Annotated in this window: 14 protein-coding genes; 3 read left to right on the forward strand and 11 right to left on the reverse strand. The window is 36.3% G+C overall.

Annotated elements, in window-relative coordinates:
* Nucleotides 1-167: 167 nt before the first annotated feature.
* The 4 genes from B0A64_RS21590 to B0A64_RS21605 all read right to left on the reverse strand — a co-directional run bounded on the left by B0A64_RS21590 (nucleotide 168) and on the right by B0A64_RS21605 (nucleotide 6344).
* A complete protein-coding gene (locus B0A64_RS21590; protein ID WP_089481542.1) occupies nucleotides 168-1415 on the reverse strand; it encodes an efflux RND transporter periplasmic adaptor subunit in 1248 nt (415 codons plus the stop codon).
* A 1-nt stretch (nucleotide 1416) separates the two neighbouring features.
* The gene (locus B0A64_RS21595) at nucleotides 1417-2658 is read right to left on the reverse strand and encodes a TolC family protein (RefSeq protein WP_089481543.1); all 1242 of its coding nucleotides are present in this window, start codon (nucleotides 2656-2658) and stop codon (nucleotides 1417-1419) included.
* Between the two features lie 124 nt (nucleotides 2659-2782).
* On the reverse strand, nucleotides 2783-5914 hold the full coding sequence (locus tag B0A64_RS21600) for an efflux RND transporter permease subunit (protein ID WP_089481544.1): 3132 nt from the start codon (nucleotides 5912-5914) through the stop codon (nucleotides 2783-2785).
* A 106-nt stretch (nucleotides 5915-6020) separates the two neighbouring features.
* Nucleotides 6021-6344, reverse strand: coding sequence for a DUF6660 family protein (locus B0A64_RS21605; RefSeq protein WP_244285468.1), 324 nt, complete (start codon nucleotides 6342-6344; stop codon nucleotides 6021-6023).
* A 319-nt stretch (nucleotides 6345-6663) separates the two neighbouring features.
* Between B0A64_RS21605 and B0A64_RS21610 the strand changes: the two genes are divergently transcribed.
* Both B0A64_RS21610 and B0A64_RS21615 read left to right on the forward strand, forming a co-directional pair.
* Nucleotides 6664-7785 (forward strand): hypothetical protein, encoded by a 1122-nt coding sequence (locus tag B0A64_RS21610; RefSeq protein ID WP_089481545.1) that lies wholly within the window; start codon nucleotides 6664-6666, stop codon nucleotides 7783-7785.
* A gap of 10 nt (nucleotides 7786-7795) precedes the next feature.
* Nucleotides 7796-8569, forward strand: a complete 774-nt coding sequence (locus B0A64_RS21615) for a porin family protein (protein WP_089481546.1) — start codon at nucleotides 7796-7798, stop codon at nucleotides 8567-8569.
* Between the two features lie 3 nt (nucleotides 8570-8572).
* Here B0A64_RS21615 and B0A64_RS21620 read toward each other — a convergent pair whose 3' ends face one another.
* From B0A64_RS21620 to B0A64_RS21650, 7 genes are all read right to left on the reverse strand, one after another.
* Nucleotides 8573-9157, reverse strand: coding sequence for a chemotaxis protein CheB (locus B0A64_RS21620; protein WP_089481547.1), 585 nt, complete (start codon nucleotides 9155-9157; stop codon nucleotides 8573-8575).
* Complete coding sequence (locus B0A64_RS21625; protein WP_089481548.1) at nucleotides 9139-9948, reverse strand: CheR family methyltransferase; 810 nt, start codon at nucleotides 9946-9948, stop codon at nucleotides 9139-9141. The genes B0A64_RS21620 and B0A64_RS21625 overlap by 19 nt, the downstream gene beginning before the upstream one ends.
* Before the next feature lie 7 nt (nucleotides 9949-9955).
* Nucleotides 9956-10321, reverse strand: coding sequence for a response regulator (locus B0A64_RS21630; protein ID WP_089481549.1), 366 nt, complete (start codon nucleotides 10319-10321; stop codon nucleotides 9956-9958).
* Between the two features lie 211 nt (nucleotides 10322-10532).
* Nucleotides 10533-14102: a response regulator gene (locus B0A64_RS21635; RefSeq protein ID WP_089481550.1), complete on the reverse strand. Its 3570-nt coding sequence runs from the start codon at nucleotides 14100-14102 to the stop codon at nucleotides 10533-10535.
* 178 nt (nucleotides 14103-14280) lie between these two features.
* Entirely contained in the window at nucleotides 14281-15495 is a 1215-nt protein-coding gene (locus B0A64_RS21640) for a hybrid sensor histidine kinase/response regulator (RefSeq protein ID WP_089481551.1), read from the reverse strand.
* 312 nt (nucleotides 15496-15807) lie between these two features.
* Nucleotides 15808-16638: a hypothetical protein gene (locus tag B0A64_RS21645; protein ID WP_089481552.1), complete on the reverse strand. Its 831-nt coding sequence runs from the start codon at nucleotides 16636-16638 to the stop codon at nucleotides 15808-15810.
* Between the two features lie 381 nt (nucleotides 16639-17019).
* On the reverse strand, nucleotides 17020-17358 hold the full coding sequence (locus tag B0A64_RS21650) for a hypothetical protein (protein ID WP_089481553.1): 339 nt from the start codon (nucleotides 17356-17358) through the stop codon (nucleotides 17020-17022).
* Nucleotides 17359-17584: 226 nt separating this feature from the next.
* Between B0A64_RS21650 and B0A64_RS21655 the strand changes: the two genes are divergently transcribed.
* Nucleotides 17585-20404, forward strand: a complete 2820-nt coding sequence (locus B0A64_RS21655; RefSeq protein WP_089481554.1) for a PAS domain S-box protein — start codon at nucleotides 17585-17587, stop codon at nucleotides 20402-20404.
* Nucleotides 20405-20407: the final 3 nt, after the last annotated feature.

A 20407-nucleotide genomic window follows, 5' to 3' on the forward strand; every position in this document is an offset into this window, starting at 1 on the left:
AAAATTTGTCGAAATAGCTTCTAAATTTACGGATTTTGTCGTAAATGCTTTTATGTTGAGCTATTTTAATCTCGCAAAGACCCAAAGTCACAAAGTTTTTTTAAGTTTCCTCTGATTTCATTACTATAATCGAATTGCCTCCCGCTTTAGCTGGAGGTCACATCAAATCAATGCCCGTGCTCGCCTCCGCCTTTCATTGCAGACAGCAAATAAAAAGCTCCTTTGGTAACAATTTTTGCTTTGTCAGGAACATGATCTACAAACTTTACCTCTGTAAAACCTAAATCTGTGGTTCCGGGAACAACTTCAATGGCTTTAAAATGAATTTCTTTTTCATGTGCTGTGCCTGCTTCCGGTTTCTTTTCCTGGTGTTCTTCTTCCTGAACGTATACAAAATACTTATCGGCGTTACGAACCACAGCATCTTTTGGTAATGCGGGTACAGTAGCATTTGTGATGTTGATATTTGCCGAAACATACATTCCGGGAATCAGTCCTTTTGCATCTGCCGATTCGATTTTGGCATGTACCGCAACCGTTTTGCTTTCGTTCGAAAATGATTTATTAATCCCGAAAATTTTTCCTTTAATCGATTTATTGGACTGATTTGTTAATACAAAATCAATTACCTGCCCTACTGAAATTGACCCTAAATCTTTCTCATAAACATTAAGGTCCAAATGCATCTGGCTGTTATCGACTACCTCAAACAAGGCAATTCCGGTTTGTGCATAAGCTCCTTTTGCTATTTTTATATTCCCTACATAACCACTTATAGGCGCCACAATTGGTACTAGCGAAGTACTGCCTTTGGTACTGACATGCAAGGCTTCTAATTTGTTCTTTGCTGCTTGTGCCCTTGCTCGTTCTGCTGCAAGTTTTGATTTTACTTCCTGAAAAACTTTCCTTGGGTTTACATTCTCATCACTCAGTGTTTTCTGGCGGTTGTATTCTAATTGCAAATATTCGATATTGGCTGTCGCCGAATGAAAATCTTCCTGCATTTCGATTACTTCTAAGTTCTGAATCGTAGCCAGCACTTTTCCTTTGGTGACAAAAGTACCTTCAAGTACAAAAATATCCTTTACTGTTCCTCCTATCAAAGTCGATACTTCGGCTGAGTTTTGTGGCGGAACTGTCGTATATCCGTTTGCTTTTATGACTTTATTCAGGTTTCTGTTCTCTACAAATCCGGTTTCGATCCCAACTGTTTTATACTGAGATTCGTTTAAGGCAACTTCTGTTTGCGATTTTTCTTCTTCAGGAGTTTCTTCTGCTTTTTTATTATTGCAGCTTATTAAGCTCACCACAAAGAGTATGAACATCCCGCAAAGAACACTATGTTTTATTCCTTTGCGAACCTGGCACTTTTCAATTGCGCGCTTTACGGTTAAATTTAAATGTATATTTTTCATTTTAATTGTTTTTGATGGTTGGAAATTGAAGTTCAATAGCACTTTGATTAAAAGTATGGGTTGCCTCTGTATATTGCTTTTTAATATCGATAGCCTGATTTAAAAAACTGATATACGACCAATAACTCATATCGCCGTTTGCATAACTTTTTTGCGCCGTATTGATGATCTGATCCGCATATTGCAAGCCTTCTTTCTGGTAATAGTCTAAGGCTTTTTGTTGTTTGGCATAATTGTTCTGCAATTCCTGTTTTTGCAAATTCAGCGTTAGTTTATTTTTATCCAAAGCCAGTTGCGATTGCGAAATACTAATGGCCGAAGCCTTTGCTTTTGCCGTATTGACACCACCAAACAACGGAATTTGCAATCCGGCAGTAAAACCCTGAAACAAGGACTCTGTATTGATCGTTTGTGCAAAATATCCCAATCCCAATTTAGGCGTTCGCATTGCTTTGTAAGTATTGGCTTCTTTTTGATAGACTGAAATTTGTTGCTGATAAAAATCAGTTACCAAACCTTCTGCTTTCGAATTTCCTTCTTCTTTTAAAACCATATATTGTAAAGACGTTTTATCGTCAGGAACAATATTTTCGTCCGTCTGAACAAAAAACTGCAGTTGCTTTTGGTATATCGCCAGATCATATTCTAATTGCGCCTTTTGCGTTTCGATTTCCTTGACCTTTGCTTTAGCACTAATGACTTCGATGTTCCCACTTTCTCCGGTTTGAAAACGCAACTCGGCGTTCTTTAGGAATTTGGTATAAATATCATTTAGTTCTGCGTTTAATCTCTGAATCGAAATACCATACAAATATTGGTAGTAAGAAAGTGTTACCGCCTTTTCTATTTCGTAAGAGGATAATGCTTTTCGTTTCTCGGCAAGTTTCACTAATTCTTCCTGCAATTGTCGATTGGCTTTTGTAATATTCCCTATCGGAAAAAATTGCTGGATCGAAACGTTATGATCATAATCAACGCTATTAAACTGTCCGCCCTGATATTGTACCTGAAGGGGTTCCGGCTGAAATGCGGTCTTTTTGAGAACCGTTTGTTTCTCTATTTCTTTATCGGCAATTTTTAAATCTATGTTGTTTGTTTTAGCAAGTTCGATTGCTTTTTCAAGACTGATTTTTTCTTGTGCTTGCGATAACATGGCGGTCAATAGAAATGTAATTAACCACAATCCCGATAGCCATCTGGAGCAAAGCTTTTTCGATTGATCTTTATATATTGAATTTTTCATTTTTATATTTTTTATCTCTCGCAGATTGAGCAGATTTTTTTTGATTCTTTTGAATTAATCTGCCAGATCTGCATAATCTGCGAGAGAAATTATTTTACGCTCAGTGATAAATTTTCTAATTATCTCATTTTCTAATTACCTCATCTCGATTAAACTTTCGCTCCAACAACAAATACAAGATCGGTAAAACGATTAGCGTTAATAATGTTGCCGAGAATAAACCGCCAATCACTACTGTTGCCAGAGGTTTTTGTACCTCAGCTCCGCCACTGGTTGATAATGCCATTGGCAAAAATCCTAAAGAAGCTACAGCTGCAGTCATTAAAACGGGACGTAATCTGGTTTTGGTCCCTATTAAAACTCTTTGCAACGGATCCAGAATACCTTCGGTTTTTAATTGATTGAAATACGAAATCAATACGATTCCGTTTAAGACTGCGATTCCAAATAAAGCAATAAAACCAATTCCTGCCGAAATACTAAACGGCATTCCGCGCATCCAGAGGGCAAAAACGCCTCCAATGGCTGACAACGGAATTGCTGTAAAAATTAAACCGGCTTGTTTGAAACTTTTAAAAGTAAAATAAAGCAACACCAGAATTAATCCCAAAGCAATTGGCAACGCTACCGAAAGTCGTTTCGTGGCTTCGATTAAATTCTCGAACTGACCGCCATAGGTTACGTAATAGCCTGCGGGAAGCTTGAAGTTTTTATCGAGCTTTTGCTGAATCTCTTCGACAACACTTTTTATATCACGTCCGCGAACGTTTAACCCAACCGTGATTCTGCGTTTTCCATCTTCGCGGGTTACTTGTACCGGACCTTGCTCATACTCTACCGTCGCCACTTGCGAAAGCGGTACTTGCTGCCCGTTTGGCAACGGAATAAACAAATTACTGACATCTGTAATATCTGCACGATTGTTTTCGTTCATGCGAACCACAACATCAAATCTTTTGCTTTCGTCATAGATTTTTCCGGCACTTTCTCCGGCAAACGAAGAACGGATAATCTGGTTGATGTCTGAAATATTCAAACCATATAAAGCAATTTTATTATAATCGTATTTAATCGTGATTTGAGGTAATCCGGTTACTTTATCGGCTTTTAGATCACCAATACCTTCAATCCCTTTTATCTTCGAGATGAGCTCAGTCGCTTTGGCATCAAGAATCTCCAGATCATCACCAAAAATTTTAATGGCAATATCGCTACGGCTTCCGGTCATTAACTCGTTAAAACGCATCTGAATAGGCTGCGAAATCTCAATATTGGCTCCGGGAATCACTTCCATCTCTTCTTTCATGGCATTTGCCAACTCTTCCCAATTATGGTATTTTTGTCCCCATTCTTTCTTGTCTTTTAATACAATAATCAAATCGCCACTTTCTATAGGCATTGGGTCTGTTGGTATTTCTCCGCTTCCTATTTTGGTTACTATGGTTTTTATTTCAGGAAATTTAGCCTTTAGAATTTGCTCATACTTTGTGGTAGTTTCTACCATTTGGGTCAGGGAACTTCCGGTCATAATAGTTGCATTTATAGCCAAATCACCCTCTTCGATGGTGGGGATAAATTCTCCTCCCATACTATTAAAAACAAGAACTCCAAGGGCAAATAAACCAAGGGATATCCCTAAAACAATCTTTTTAAATTGCAGGGCTTTCTGTAAAAAAGGCGTATAAACACCTTCTAACCAAGCCATCATTCTATCGCTAAAGTTTTGTTTGTGCACTGTTTTTTTAGATAAAAACAAAGCACTCATCATAGGCACATACGTCAGCGAAAGGATAAAAGCTCCGGCAACGGCAAAACCTACTGTCATTGCCATGGGTTTAAACATTTTTCCTTCGGTTCCTATCAAAGCCAGAATGGGCAGATAAACGATCAGGATAATGATTTCTCCAAAGGCTGCACTATTTCTAATTTTCGAAGCCGAATTATAGACTTCAACATCCATTTCGCCTTGCGATAATTCTTTTTTGTTTTTGAGTTTTTGCAAATGGTGCATCGTTGCTTCGACAATAATCACGGCTCCGTCGACAATGATTCCAAAATCAATGGCTCCTAAACTCATTAAATTGCCGCTTACGCCAAAGGCATTCATTAAAATAATGGCAAAAAGCATCGCCAGCGGTATCACAGAGGCAACGATTAATCCTGCACGAAGATTGCCCAGAAACAAGATCAGTACAAAAATCACGATCAAAGCCCCTTCGAGTAAGTTTTTGGTAACAGTCCCTATGGCATTATCAACGAGTTTTCCTCTGTCGATAAAAGCTTCGGCAACAACACCTTCGGGCAAACTTTTATTGATCTGAACCATTCTTTCTTTGATCCTGTTGACAACAGCGCTTGAATTTTCGCCTTTAAGCATCAAAACCATTCCGGAAACGATCTCTCCTTTTCCGTCTTTGGTCGAAGCCCCGTAACGCAATGCTACGCCTTCGCGAACTTCGGCAACGTCACGTACTAAAACGGGTGAACCATTTCTATTTTTAACCACCACATTTCCCAGATCTTTGGTCCCTTTTGCCATTCCTACTCCACGAATAAAGTAAGCATATTGATCTTTTTCGATATAGGCACCACCGGTATTTTGATTGTTTTTTTCGAGCGCATCAAAAATTTCGGTAATCGTAACGCCCAAACTGTTAAGTGTATTGGGGTTTACAGCAATTTCGTATTGTTTTAGTTTTCCGCCCCAGGTGCTCACATCTGCAACACCCTTAACACCTTGCAATTGCGGGATAATAATCCAATCCTGAATGGTTCTTAGTTTTATGGCGTCGTATTTGTTTTCATAGCCTTTTTTGGCATAAACATCATATTGGTAAATTTCTCCTAATCCTGTCGAAATAGGTGCTAATCCGGGCGTACCTGCATAGGCCGGAATATTTTCTTCGGCTTGTTTTAAGCGTTGAAAAATTTGTTCTCTGGCCCAATAAATATCGACATTGTCTTCAAAAACAACAGTAACGACAGATAATCCAAAACGCGAAATACTGCGAAGCTCTATAACATCCGGAACCGTTTTTACGGCTTGTTCGAGCGGATAAGTTATTAATTGCTCGACTTCCTGACTTGCCAAAGTTGGCGCTGTCGTAATTATTTGCACCTGATTATTGGTAATATCAGGTAAAGCATCTAAGGGTAATTGTTTTAGCGAATAGCTTCCCCAGGCTATTAAAACAAGGGTAAATAGTAGTATAACGAACTTATTCTTTATACTAAATTGTATGATTTTATCTAACATTTTTATGGTATAATGATGTGAGAAATTAGACAAAGCTTGTCTATTATTTCTGTGGAAAATCCACAACACTCTAACCCGTATCCCGATATTTACCGGGCGGGCATCATTATGCTATTTGAGGGGGTTGCCAAATACTTCCGTAGAAATTGGAAGCAAAAACAGAATTATAACTGGGTAATGCAATCGAAATTAAAGAATAAGCAACAGGAAAATCAAAAAATGGAGTGGTTTGATAACTTAAAACCTGTGCCCCGCAACAGTTACAAGCACAAAACGGCGAACATAAATCGTTCTGTTTGTCATGCGAATGATTGGTTTCTGATGTAAATTGGGCTGTTTTATGAACAACGCTATTGATCTCCATATCTGCACAAGGCATATTGGAAAGCGCCATTAAATAAACCGACAATATAATTGTTATCCATTTCACGATGCAAAAATACTATTTATTTCTTTTCTAAAATCTAAATTATTGAAAATGATCGTAATCAATACGCATAACACTACTTAAAATACAAGTAAGATCATTATTATTCTAAAGCATACTTTCTTAAAAAATATTGTTACTGATACGTTTTTTTAGTTAACTTTAACAATAATTACCACATAAATCTAGTTTTCAGATTATACGCCAGAATCGCTACTTCATTCTATACCAAAAAGATACACATACATTCCTCCCTAAGAATACATTAGTACCTATTTATTTTTCGCAGTTCTATTAATTAACAATTAAAAAACTAAAGTCTATGAAATATAATACATTACTATCAGCCCTTTTATTATTCTTTAGCATGCAAATTTTCGGACAGGTCTACACCGATAAAATCGTAGGAGAAAAAAATCAACAATTAAAAGACAGTTTAAAAGATGTCGATTATCCTTATGCCTTACCTATTTGGGGCGAAAAAGTAGCCAAAAAGGGGTATAACTTACCTTATTCAGAAGGACTTTCTATTAACTATTTCTGGCAGGACTCAGATATCACAATAAAGAATCTGGAGGTAGGTTTTAATAATGGTCCTTTATATAATTTAGATGAGATTGTTCGTTTTGATAAATCTTCTGTCGAAGTTGGAGCCATAACCATAAGACCTGACATTTGGCTTTTGCCATTTTTGAATGTTTACGGGATTTTTGGAAAATCAAAACCAACTACTAAAATCAATGCGGGGATCTGGATTCCTGATGCAGATAATAATTGGTCGCAGATTGCCAGTTTTAGTACAAAAGCCAATTTTGATGCTACGACTGTTGGTTTTGGATTAACGCCTACTATTGGTATTGGTGGTGGCTGGTTGGCTCTTGACATGAATATGTCCTGGAGCGATGTTAGCGCGCTGGACAAACCTGCTTTTTCTTATATTTTTGGCCCACGATTGGGTAAAACGTTTAAACTTCGCAAACCCGAAAGAAATATCGCATTCTGGGTGGGCGGTTTCAGGGTTCATATTAAGGGAGATACTCAGGGAAATATAGCTTTGTCTGATGTTTTGAACTTAGAAAACGCTCAGGAAAAAGTAGATACGGGAATTGGAAAAGTAGCCGAAAATCAAACAAAAGTCGATACCTGGTGGGACGGATTAACGGCAGCACAACAAAAAAACCCAGCCAACGTTGCCAAATACAATACGGCAAACAGAGCCCTGGTTGCAGCGGGAAATTTTCTAACTACGCTGGACGGTGCTTTGAGCACAGCAGGAACATCGTCGATACAATATTCCTTGCAGAAAGCCCCCAAAGATATGTGGAATTTTATTGTAGGATCTCAGTTTCAATACAATAAACATATCATGTTTAGGGTCGAAGCAGGTTTTTTAGGAAGTCGTACACAGGTTTTAACCGGGTTGCAGTATCGTTTTGGACTTTAATTCTCTCTTTATGAAAAAAGGTTTATTAGTACTTATCGCATTGTTTTGCATTGCTCCGGCACGATCTCAAGTTTTAATTTCCTTAATTTTTGGAGACAAACTTAATTCTCCTTTTCTTGAATTTGGTCTGGATGGCGGTGTCAATTTCTCTACTATTTCTGATCTTGAATCTTCGGGAACGAATCCAGGTTTTAATCTTGGGTTTTATTTTGATATTCGTTCCAGAAAAAATCCAGCCTGGATGATCAATACGGGAGTTATTGTAAAATCGCCAATGGGCGCACACGGGATTCCGGTTTACTCCTTAAATGATGTAAATCTTGATAACACTTTTGCAGGCGGAAGTGTCAATCGTGAAATCCGGTATTTTAATGTTCCCATCCTGATCAAATATCAGTTTAAAAATAATATTTACTTAAAAACCGGTCCTCAATTTGGACTTTTAGCCAAGGCTTTTGACGAATTTAAAAAGGAAGTTGATAAAGACGATGTAATTTATAAAAAGAATATACGGGATCAGATCCGGGTTATCGATGCCGGTGTAGCATTTGGTGCAGGGTATCATCTGAATGTGGGCAATGGTCTTAATATTACGGTGCAATATTATTATGGTTTGGTTCCGGTTATGAAAGGTGACGGCCCAAATGTATACAACAGATCTTTGTATGTAACGGCAGGAATCCCTATTGGAAAAGGAAAAGCGGCTCAAAAAAGAGCAGCAAAAGAAGCTGAACTTAACAAGATTGTCCTTCCGGAAGACGAAATAGTAAAACCTAAAAAGTAGTTTTTAAGAATTAAGAGCCATTAAAAACGTTACTATTTCCTGATTGTCTAAAACAAAATCCGGATTGGTGTTTAAGATCGCATTGTGAGGCATAAAAGGCATCTCTGCAACTGTTGGGTTCTGTACGACAATTGTTCCTCCGGCAGCTTTAATGGCTTTTAGACCATAAGTTCCGTCTGTATTTGAACCGGATAACAAAATCCCTACCAATGCCCCTCCATAAATTTCAGACGCAGACTCAAACGAAACGTCTATGCTTGGACGGCTGTAGTTTATTTTCTCTGAGATATCGAGAGAAAGTGTCTCATTTTTTTCGAATAATAAATGATAATTAGAGGGCGCAATATAAATAAACCCGGGTAAAATGGGCACTTTGTCCTCAACGGGTTTTACTGCAACAGTCGATTTTAAAGCAATCAGTTCTTCTAAGGTCTGATCGTCTGTGCTCTTTCTGTGTAAAGTAATTACAATAGCAAAATCCTTTAATTGAGGCAAATCAGGCAAAATTTGCATGAGAGCATTTAAGCTTCCTGCAGATCCGCCTATGACAACCACTTTGCAGCCCGATATTATTTTACTTTCCTCCATATTTTTTCTTTATCCAGCTGTTTGTATTTATTCATAGGTATAGAGTATTTTATGGTTTCCTTGGTCCCTAAGGCCAAAAAACCTAAAACAGCCAGACTTTCATCGAATAAATTTATGACTCTTTTTTGAAGGTTGTTATCAAAATAAATTAAAACATTACGGCATAATATCATATCAAACTCATTAAATGAGGTATCTGATACTAAATTATGTTGCGAGAAAACCATTTTCTCGGCAAGTTCTTCGTTGAACTTGGCAATACCATAATTGGCAATATAATAACTCGAGAAATCTTCCTGACCACCGGCATCGCGATAATTTTCTGAGTATTCTTTCATCATCCGCAAAGGAAAAATTCCTTTTTTGGCTGTTTCCAATACGGTCGCATTGATATCTGTGGCATAAATTAAGGATTTATGAAGCAACCCTGCTTCCTTAAGCATTATTGCCATCGAATATACCTCTTCGCCGGTAGAACAACCGGCATGCCATAATCTAATAAAAGGTTTTGTCCCTAACAAGGGTAATATTTCATTTCTAACCACTGCATAAAAAGCCGGATCACGAAACATCTCGGTAACGTTTACAGTAATTTCGTCTATCATTCTTTTGTAATACTCTGTATCGTATCGAACTTTAGACAGAAATTCATGAAAATGAGTAAAGCCGTCCAGATGCATTACTCTGTTGACACGCCTTTTTAATGAAGCTCTGGAATAACTGCTAAAGTCAAAACCATAATATTCATAAACATCATTAATAAGCGTTTCAAGTTCAATATCTTCAATCATACTCCCCTCAAATTTTGCTCAGAATAAGCAGTAATTTATCTACATCTACAGGTTTAGAGATATAGGCATCTGCCCCAGCCTCTAAACATTTTTCTTTATCGCCTACCATTGCCTGCGCGGTTACTGCCACAACAAAAGTAGACCTTCTGTTGGGTAATGCTTTTATTAACGGGATGGCATCATAACCATCCATTTCGGGCATCATCATATCAATTAAGACTGCATCGATGTGTTGTTCTGTACTTAATAATTTCAACGCTTCTTCGGCACTTAAGCAAGACATGCAATCAAATGATTTAGCTCGTAAAGTATGCTCTAAAGCAAAAATATTTCTAGAATCATCATCGATAATTAAGAGTCTTTTTTTATTCATTTCGTCTACTTTTTAATTTGGTTTTTTTGCCACAAATTCCACAAATTTGCACGAATTATTTTTTTAATGTTTGTGTAGTTTTTTTCTTTTGCCACAGATTTCAAAGATTCAAAAGGATTTTTAAAATTTAATCTCTAGCCAAACTTCTATACTCTTTCCTCTTTCTTCTATACTCTTTCCTCTCTACTCTTTCCTCTCTACTCTTTCTTCTCTAAATCTTATCATACAACCACACTCTCAATAACGAAAGCAACTGATCGATATCTACCGGTTTGGTAATATAATCTGAGGCGCCTGCTTTGATGCATTTTTCTCTGTCGCCTGTCATGGCTTTGGCTGTTACGGCAATAAGAGGCAAGTTTAGAAATTTAGGGTTAGAACGAATTTTTTCGGCCGTTTCGTAACCATCCATATTAGGCATCATCATATCCAGCAATACAACATCAGTATCTGTGTTTTCTTCTAAAATTTTGATAGCTTCTTTACCATCAAAAGCAGTAATAACATTCATTTTAAAAACTTCCAGGGCTTTTGTCAACGAATAGATATTACGCACATCATCATCTACAATCAGTACTTTTTTCTCGTGCAGGATATTGTTCAGTAAATTTAGTTTTTTATGGCTTTCTTTATTGTCTTTTCCCTCTTTTTTATCTTCTACCAAGTGAAGGAACAATGAAACCTCGTCGAGCATCCTTTGGTACGAATGCGCTGTTTTTACAATAATAGAATCGGCATATTTTTTTATTTTAACCTCCTCTTTCATCGATAAACTTTTTCCTGTAAAAACAATTACGGGTAAGTTCTCTAATCCCGGAGATTTCTTGACACCGTCCAGAATTTGATACGCCTGTTTGTCCGGAATTCCCATATCCAGAATCACACAATCAACTTCGGTTTTGCTTAAGGCTTCTAATCCTTGCGAAACTTCGCTTTTAATTTCTGAATTGATGTTATAGGTTTCCAGAAAATAAGCCAGTGCTTTGGCATGTTTAGGGTTATCCTCGATAATGAGAACTTTTTGCGCTTCTTTATTAATGATATGTTCGATTCGTAAAAATACATCCGGAATTTTATCAAAAGCAACTGGTTTGTCTAAAAAGTCTACGGCTCCTTTTAGTAAACTTTCCTGTTTTAGTTTGTGCGATGACATGATATGAACCGGAATATGTTTGGTTGCCGAATGATTTTTTAATTCTTCGAGTACTTCCCAACCACTTTTTACAGGTAATTCGATATCTAATAAAACACCAACGGGATGATACAATAATGCAAAATTTAATGCATAATCGCCTCGAACGGAGACAATACCTTTATATCCTTTTTGTCTGGTAAACGATAATAAGGATTTGGCAAAATTAATATCATCCTCGACAATCAAGATTACTTTATCGCCGGCAGTAACTGAATCTCTGTCATCTTCGATTTCGTCAGGAATATTGGCGCTTATGTATTTTTTCTTTGGTGTTACATTCTCCTCCGGTGTTACTTCTGTAAATTCTGTTGGAGGTATTTTCTCTACATTAATTTTATGAATTGCAGATCCAAAAACAGGCAAGCATAACGTAAACGAGCTTCCTTCATTGACCTTACTGTGTAATATAATCTCGCCACGAAGCAATTTTGCCAGTTCTCTACTAATCGATAATCCTAAACCGGTACCGCCATATTTACGTTTTGTAGAGCCATCGGCTTGTTGAAAAGCTTCGAAAATCAGTGGTTGCTTCTCTAACGGAATTCCTATTCCGGTATCTTTTACAATAAAACAAATGATTTTATCGTCGTCTGTATTTATTTTTATTTCTAAACTTACGGTTCCTTTTTCTGTAAATTTTATAGCATTCGAAATCAGGTTTTTTAGAATTTGTTCTAAACGCATTTTGTCTGTTTTAATGACAATTGGGGCATCTTTAGAAATAATCTCGAATTGTATGTTTTTTTGTTTCGCAACCTGATTGAATAAATTCCATAAAGTATCTGTGATTTCTTTGGTAGAAACTTCCAGAAATTCAAGTTCCATCTTTCCGGCTTCGATTTTAGAAAGATCCAGAATTTCATCGATTAGTCCTAATAAGCTGTTTCCGGAACTCTGGATTACTTTGGCAAACTCAATTTCTTCGTCGACCATGCTTTTATTATTGTTTTCAGACAATAAACGGCTTAAGAGTAAGATCGAGTTCAAAGGTGTTCTTAACTCGTGCGACATATTTGCCAAAAATTCAGACTTATAACGCGTAGTTAGTTCCAGTGCTTCTGATTTTTTCTGAATTTCATTGTTTTTTTCTTCCAACAAAACACTTCTTTCAGACAACTCTTCATTGGTTTGTTCCAACTCTTCCTGTTGTACCCTAAGTTCTTCTTCTGATGCTTGTAGTTTTTCTGTTTGAGCTTCTAACTCTGCATTTATAGCCTCCAATTCGCTGTGTTGTACCTGTAGTTCTTCAGACTGGGCTTTGGTTTCTTCCAGCAACTCCATTACTCGTTTTCTATTTTGAGTAGATTTTATTGCGATTCCGATATTGCTGGCAACCGCTTTTAAAAATTCCAGATGTAATGCCGAAAATCCGTAGATGCTTGCCAATTCTAAAGCACCCTCCGTTCTGGTGTCTAATAATGGAACGGCTACAATATGAGTTGGTTTTATTTGTCCCAAAGCATAATTGATCTGAATATCATCTGACGACAGGTCTTTTAATTCCAGTATTCTTCCTGAAATAATCGCCTGACCAATAAGCCCCTCACCTTTCTGGATGCGTTCGCGATTTTTGCTTGGTATATAACTGTATCCACCAGCCACAAAAAGTTCATCATCTTCAAGAATATACAAAACTCCTGCGCTGCTATTGGTATATTGACATACAAATTCGATAACATCTTTTGCTAATTTTTGCATTGCCTTGTCTCCCAGCATCACATTATTAAGACTTGCAATACCGGTTTGCAACCATTCTTTTTGAGATAACAGATCAAAAGAACTTTTAAGGGAAATTCCCATGCTGTTCAATGATTCGCCCACACTACCCAATGCATCGGCTTTAGTATCGTCTACACGAATATCATAATTCCCGTTCGAAATATTACTGGCAATCGTGCTGATAGCTACAATTCTTTCTGCCGTTTCGCGATCTTTTTTCTCTAATTCGTTCTGCAATAACGCGCGCTCATTAAAATCTCTTAAAATTCGGAGTAAAAAAACAATCGAAATGATAAAGGCAATAATAAAAGCAACCAAAATTAAAATAGTACTGTAATTGCTGTAACGTTCAGATCTATCACTTCTAATCTTTAAGAGAGCTTGTTCATTATTTTCAAGACGTTTGAAATAACTACGCAATTCATCCATCATTTTTTTTCCTTCGCGTAAATCAAATGTGGCTGACTTTCCTGCTAATCGTTTTTTTACAATTTGATTGTTCAAATATTTAAAAAAGTTAGTACGTAGCGGTTTTAAATCCTGTAATATTTTTTGTTGATTGGGGTTATCAACCGTTAAATCTTCAATTTTATCAAAATAGAAATTTGATTCCTTTTCTGCTTCAGTATAGGTCTTGATAAAACCCTCATCTCCAGCAATCAGATACCCGCGCATACTTGTTTGCGCTTCTGTAATTATTGATGATCCATTGTTTAAATTATAGATAACCTCCTGCGTATGATTGACCCAGGAATTACTGTCTAATAAACTTCTGATACTAAGAAATGAAGCCGTCGAACTAATCGTTAGAACCAGTAACGAAACTGACGAACTTATTAATAAATTTCTTCTAAAATTACTCTTCATATTTTTTTTGTTTCAGTTTTTCTTTGTTTGCTTCGCCAATTTGGCTTTCGGCCTCGGGTCAGGTTTTAAACTTTTATCTGTTTTTTGAAAATATCAAATCCTGCTTATTTTTTTCCCACAGATTAAAAGGATTTAAAACAATTTCTTTATAAAAACCCTTTAATCTGTGGTATAATTTTTACTCGTATTTTAAAGGCATAATAATAATAAAGCTTGCGCCCTTGCCTACTTCGCTTTTTGCGGTGATTAAACCATTGTGTTTTTCGATGATTTTTTTTGCAATTGCCAGTCCAATTCCGGTTCCTTCATAAGACTGACGGTCGTTTAAGCTCTGGAAAATAATAAAAATACGATCCAGATAAATTTCATCAAAACCAATTCCGTTGTCTTTAACCGTGATTCGGCAAAATTTTCCTTGTGCAGAAACCGGACTGTCAAACGATTTGTCCCGAATAATTTCTGCTGTAATTTCGATTAATGGCTTTTGATCATTTCCGGAAAACTTTAAGGCATTTCCGATCAGGTTCTGGAATACCTGTCTCAACTGACTAGGAATACTGTCTATCGTGGGAAGTTCGTTGGATTTTATGGTAGCATTTTTGCGTTCGATCAAATAATCAAAGTCAGAAAGTACCTCTTGCAGAACCACATTTAGATCTGTCATTTCTGGTTTTACCTGCGACGATAATCTCGAATAGGCTAATAAATCGGTGATTAAAGTCTGCATTCTTTCTGCCGATTTAATCGTGCGATCTACATAATCAATTGCCTTGGCATCATCTGCCAGATAAAGCTCTTTGATTATTTTTATAAAGATTTGGATTTTGCGGATTGGCTCATTTAAATCGTGCGAAACTACCCAGGAAAATTGTTGCAGTTCGTGGTTTTTCATCTCTAATTCTTCGTTTTTCAGAACCAGTTCTTTCGTTCTTTCCGCAATTTTTATTTCGAGATTATCCTGTGCTTCTTTCCTGATTTTTATCTCCTTCGAAAGTAATTCTTTTATGCCTTTTAATTCGTTTTGCTGTTCGTAAAGCTTCAGGAAAGTCTTTACTTTTAAGATCAGTAAATCGCTGTCTACGGGTTTTGTGATGTATTCGACAGCACCAGTTTCATAACCCTTAAAAATATATTTTTTCTCGATATTAAGTGCCGAGAGAAAAATAACCGGAATGTCTTTGGTGCGTTTATTGCCAGAAAGGATTTTTACGACTTCGAAACCATCAAGTCCCGGCATCTGAACGTCCATAATAATCAGGCAATAATTGGTTTTCAGGATTTTCTTTAGCGCTTCTTCACCGGACTCCGCAGTATCTACGTCGATATCATGCAGCTCTAATGTTTTTTTTAAGGCAATAATATTTGCCTTTATATCGTCTACGATCAATACCATACCATTTTGGGGGAGTAAAGTTTATGAATAAAATTTGTTTTTGGTTTGAAAATCTTTAAAAAATGCCTTTAAACGCAGCTGATCCTACTTTTAAACAACATTGGCAAAACCCTCAAATTTATAAAAAAAAAGAACAAAGCAATTTTATCAAAACTGAAATTCGTTACATAATTCCCATGTTTTACATGGGAATTATGTAACCTTTAGTACCTCAAAGATCTAAAATATAAAATGGTCCTGATTTATTTTAAAAATAAAAACAGCTCTAAAGAAGAGCTGTTTTCGCAAAAGTCGAAGTGTATGTATTGCTATTTAGCTAGCTAATTTTTGGTTGTAAGGCTTGTACAATAAATGATATTTTTCTTTAAAAAATCTTGGCAAATAGTGTCTGCTTGCTAATCCTGCAGCATTAAGTACTTCGGCAATATTCATTTGTGAAATCCTTCTGATTTCATTAATTTGTTTGGTTGCGATAGTTACAATTGGATCAAATGCAGTACTGTAATTGTAACTATGTTGAGCTATCTCCATTTGAACAATTTCCTTCAGAATAAGCTTTTTAAGCAAATTTCGAACAATTCCTTGTTGCGGAAGTGTTTCTAGTTCCTGCCATTTTTGGGCTATTTTTAAACTGGTTGCTCCTGTATAAATATAATTTCCGGATTCGTTCAAAAATCTTTTTTTCAATTGGGTTGTCATCTCATAATTCTCATTTTCAACAGAAACCATTGTTGGCATTCCAATCAATGAAAACTGAATATGTTGATGACTTGCCAGATACAAAACACTATTAATAACCGATGTATTACTCAAAATACCGGATTGATTTTTTTTAAGTCTTTTTTGATCACCATTGGCACCAAAGCTATGTGCTACCTTTCCGTTTTGGCAATAGGCAAAAAATACACGCGCAGACTGAAATGATTCTATACTTAAACTCACGTCCTGATTTAATACAAGATCAAAAGTCAAATGCGACATTTTGTTGTCTAAACAAATTCCGCTAATCGTTCCTTTTGCCCATTTTGACTTGATTGTCAAATTGTATTCTGTGTTATTAATGGCTAATTCACCATTAAAACTATCTTTAAGATCCTTAAAAATAGCATCAAATCCTCCTGTATTTAAGTATAGTTTTTTCATTTTGGTATGGCTTTAATAAATTGACTTGTATCTATTTACGTACAAATGCGAACTTTGGTTTTTATCTTATTTTGATATTTCAAATTTCGTACATATTGCTAATCAATTTATTATACAATTACAGAGAGATATTTCATAATTATTATACTACAAAGAATTGTGAATTGTGAATTAAGAACTTAACCGGAATTTCGAGTTTATCTATTTCCCAGAAAGTAACTTTCTAATCACTTTGTTCTACTCTGAACCCTTGCACCTCTGAACCTTTGTACCTTTGTACCTTTGTACCTTTGAGCCCTTTAAACTAAAAAAAAGCAGCTGCTCCAGATAAATCTGAAACAACTGCTCCCCAGCAAAATAAAAAATACTCTCTATTTTATTTTATGTAAGTTCACTGATATCGGCATTTTTAGAATAATTTGCCTTTGGGATATCTTTAAAAAATTCAGCTTCTTCGAGATCTGCCGTTGGACCGTATCCTAATAAATGGGTTCCTTTTTTTTGATCTTTTGTTTCGATTATATACAAAATCGACATATCATCAGGATCGCTCATACCTTCGTATCGATGATGAGCAACAATAAAAATATCTTCGGGCGCATACGTTGCTTTTGTTTCAGAGTCTAACAGGTTTTTGCCATCAAACAAATAATTGGTTGTATAACCTTCGTTCTGATATCGTTTTATATAATCGGTTTCGTGTTTTTGCTCTTTTTTCATGATATTGTGGTATTAAGATTTTTTTGAAATCTATTGGTAATTCAAATTTCATCAATGATTATTGATAAAATTAACTCAATAGAATTAAAAATTACCTCATTCAAAAAAATCAAAATTATATCAATATTTATTTTACTAATTTTAACAATTATCTAAGACCACTATAGAAATTATTATATTTATCGAATATGTTTTATTGTTTTAACCAAAGACAAAATATCTTTTAATGAGTACTGTAAATCACTATTTTCTCGCTAATGGAGGCGAAATGGGTGCGTTGACACGTGCTAAAGACTGGAGTAAAACACCTGTGGGTGCTGTCGAATCGTGGCCACAAAGTTTGCGTACTACTTTAGGAATCCTCTTGAACTCAAAGTTTCCTATGTTTTTATTTTGGGGACCGGACCATATTTGTTTTTATAATGATGCCTATCGCCCAAGCCTTGGTAACGATGGTAAACACCCTGCTATATTAGGACAAAAAGGGGCTGAATACTGGCCGGAGATCTGGGAATTTATAAAACCATTAATCGATCAGGTTCTTACTACAGGCGAAGCAACATGGCATGAAGACCAACTTTTGCCTATTTACAGAAACGGAAAAATGGAGGATGTGTACTGGACTTTTAGCTATAGTCCGGTTAATAACGATGAAGGAAAAATAGATGGTGTTCTTGTAATTTGCGATGAGACAACAAGTAAAGTCAATAATCGTAAAAATCTTGAAAACAGTAACGAACGATATCTCAATAACATCCTGCAAACCCCTACTGCCATGTGCATTTTTAGAGGAAAAAACTATGTGGTAGAAATTGCAAACGAATTAATGCTGGAAATTTGGGAACGAAAAATAGAGGATGTACTCAACAGACCTGTTTTTGAAGCCTTGCCAGAAGTTAATGGTCAGGGGTTAGATGCTATTTTACTAAAAGTATATCAAACAGGGGAAAGATTTACGGCGTATGAACTTCCGGTAAAACTAAACCGCAATGGCAAAGTCGAAAACACTTATATTAATGTGGTTTATGAAGCACTAAAAGAACCCGACGGAACAATTTCAGGTATTGTAGCGATTGCCAACGACGTTACCTATTCTGTTAAGGCACGCTACCTTTTGGCACAAAGCGAAAAAGCTTTCCGTAATTTGGTGATCGACTCTCCTATCGCAATGGCAATATTTAGAGGGAAAGATCATATTATCGAGATGGCCAATAATGCTATGATGAAAACCATCTGGCAAAAAAAGAAAAAAGAAACCATTGGAAAAACAATACTGGAAGTATTTCCGGAATTATTAGAACAAAAATATCCGGAATTGCTGGATCAGGTTATTCTAAATAAAAAAGTGGTTCGGGAGATCGAGTCGCTGGCTTATGTAAAAGTCAATGGAGAACTTAAAAAGTTTTATCTCGATTATCAATATACGCCCATTCTGGAAAAAGAGGGAGAAGCATCCGGGGTAATGGTTACGGTAAATGATGTAACCTCAAAAGTTGAAGCCCGAAAAAAGGTCGAAGATGCCGAAGAAAGAGCCCGATTAGCAGTAGAAATAGCCGAGATTGCAACCTGGGATGTCAATATTGCTACACAGGAATTAATTTACTCTGAAAACCTGGCGACTATTTTTGGACATGACAAAACATCAAAAATAACACGACCACAAATTAGAAATCAGGTACATCCAGACGATCAGCAAATCCTGGAACAAGCTTATAAAGTAGCCCTGAAAACGAGTATCTATAAGTATGAAGCCCGCGTTGTTAAACCTGATCTTTCGATAAGCTGGATCAAAGCGCACGGTAAAATATTTTTTGACGAAAAGAAACAACCCATAAAAATGCTGGGGACGATAATGGATATTACAGACGAAAAAAACAATCAGCAAACGTTGATGGAAAGTGAACAAAAATTCAGGCTCCTTGCCGATTCTATGCCACAACATATCTGGACCAGTGATCCAATGGGAAATCTTAATTATTTTAATCAATCTGTGTATACCTATTCCGGGATACCGGTTGAAGAAATCGATAAAAAAGGCTGGTTGCAAATTGTACATCCTGAAGATCGCGAAGAAAATGTAAATGCCTGGATGGAAGCTGTAAAAACAGGAAATGATTTTTTATTGCAGCATCGTTTTCGTCGTTTTGATGGCGAATACAGGTGGCAGTTAAGCAGGGCGATAGCACAAAAAGACAGTGAAGGAAAGATCCAGATGTGGGTAGGTACAAGTACTGATATTCAGGATCAAAAAGATTTTACATCGAAACTCGAAAAAGAAGTTCAGGAACGTACCGCACAGCTTGAACTTAAAAATAAGGATCTTATTAATATGAATATTGAGTTGCAATCGTTCGCTTATATTTCGAGCCATGATTTGCAGGAACCGCTTCGAAAAATTCAAACTTTTGCAAGCCGATTATCGGATTTGGATGAGCAAAATATATCAGCAAATGCCAAAACTTATTTAAGCCGAATTGAAGTTGCAGCCAAAAGAATGCAAACTTTAATCCAGGATCTTCTGGAATATTCCAGAACAAATTCTGCCGAAAGAATCTTTGTCAAATCCAATCTGGATGATATTGCCGAAGAGATCAAAAGTGACTTTCTGGAACGAATTGAGGAAAAAAATGCTCAGGTTATTTTTCATCCTTTAGGCGAAGCTACTATCATTTCTTTTCAGTTTAGGCAATTGTTGCATAATCTGATCGGAAATGCATTAAAATTCTCCAGAAAGGATTCTACCCCCATAATCGAAATAAAAGCCAAAAGAATCAAAGGAAACCGCATTAAACACGAAGTAAATTATCCGGATAAGATGTATTACCACCTTAAAATTTCGGATAACGGGATTGGCTTTGATGCGGAATATAAAGATCGGATCTTTGAAGTCTTTAAACGTTTGAATACAGAAGCTGAGTTCGCAGGAACCGGAATTGGTCTTGCAATCGTAAAAAAGATTGTAGAAAACCATAAAGGAATTATCACGGCAAGTGGCGAAAAAAACAAAGGCGCCACTTTTGATATTTATATTCCGGAGCTACACTAAATT

This window comes from Flavobacterium araucananum, assembly GCF_002222055.1.
In the GTDB taxonomy this organism is placed as follows: domain Bacteria; phylum Bacteroidota; class Bacteroidia; order Flavobacteriales; family Flavobacteriaceae; genus Flavobacterium; species Flavobacterium araucananum.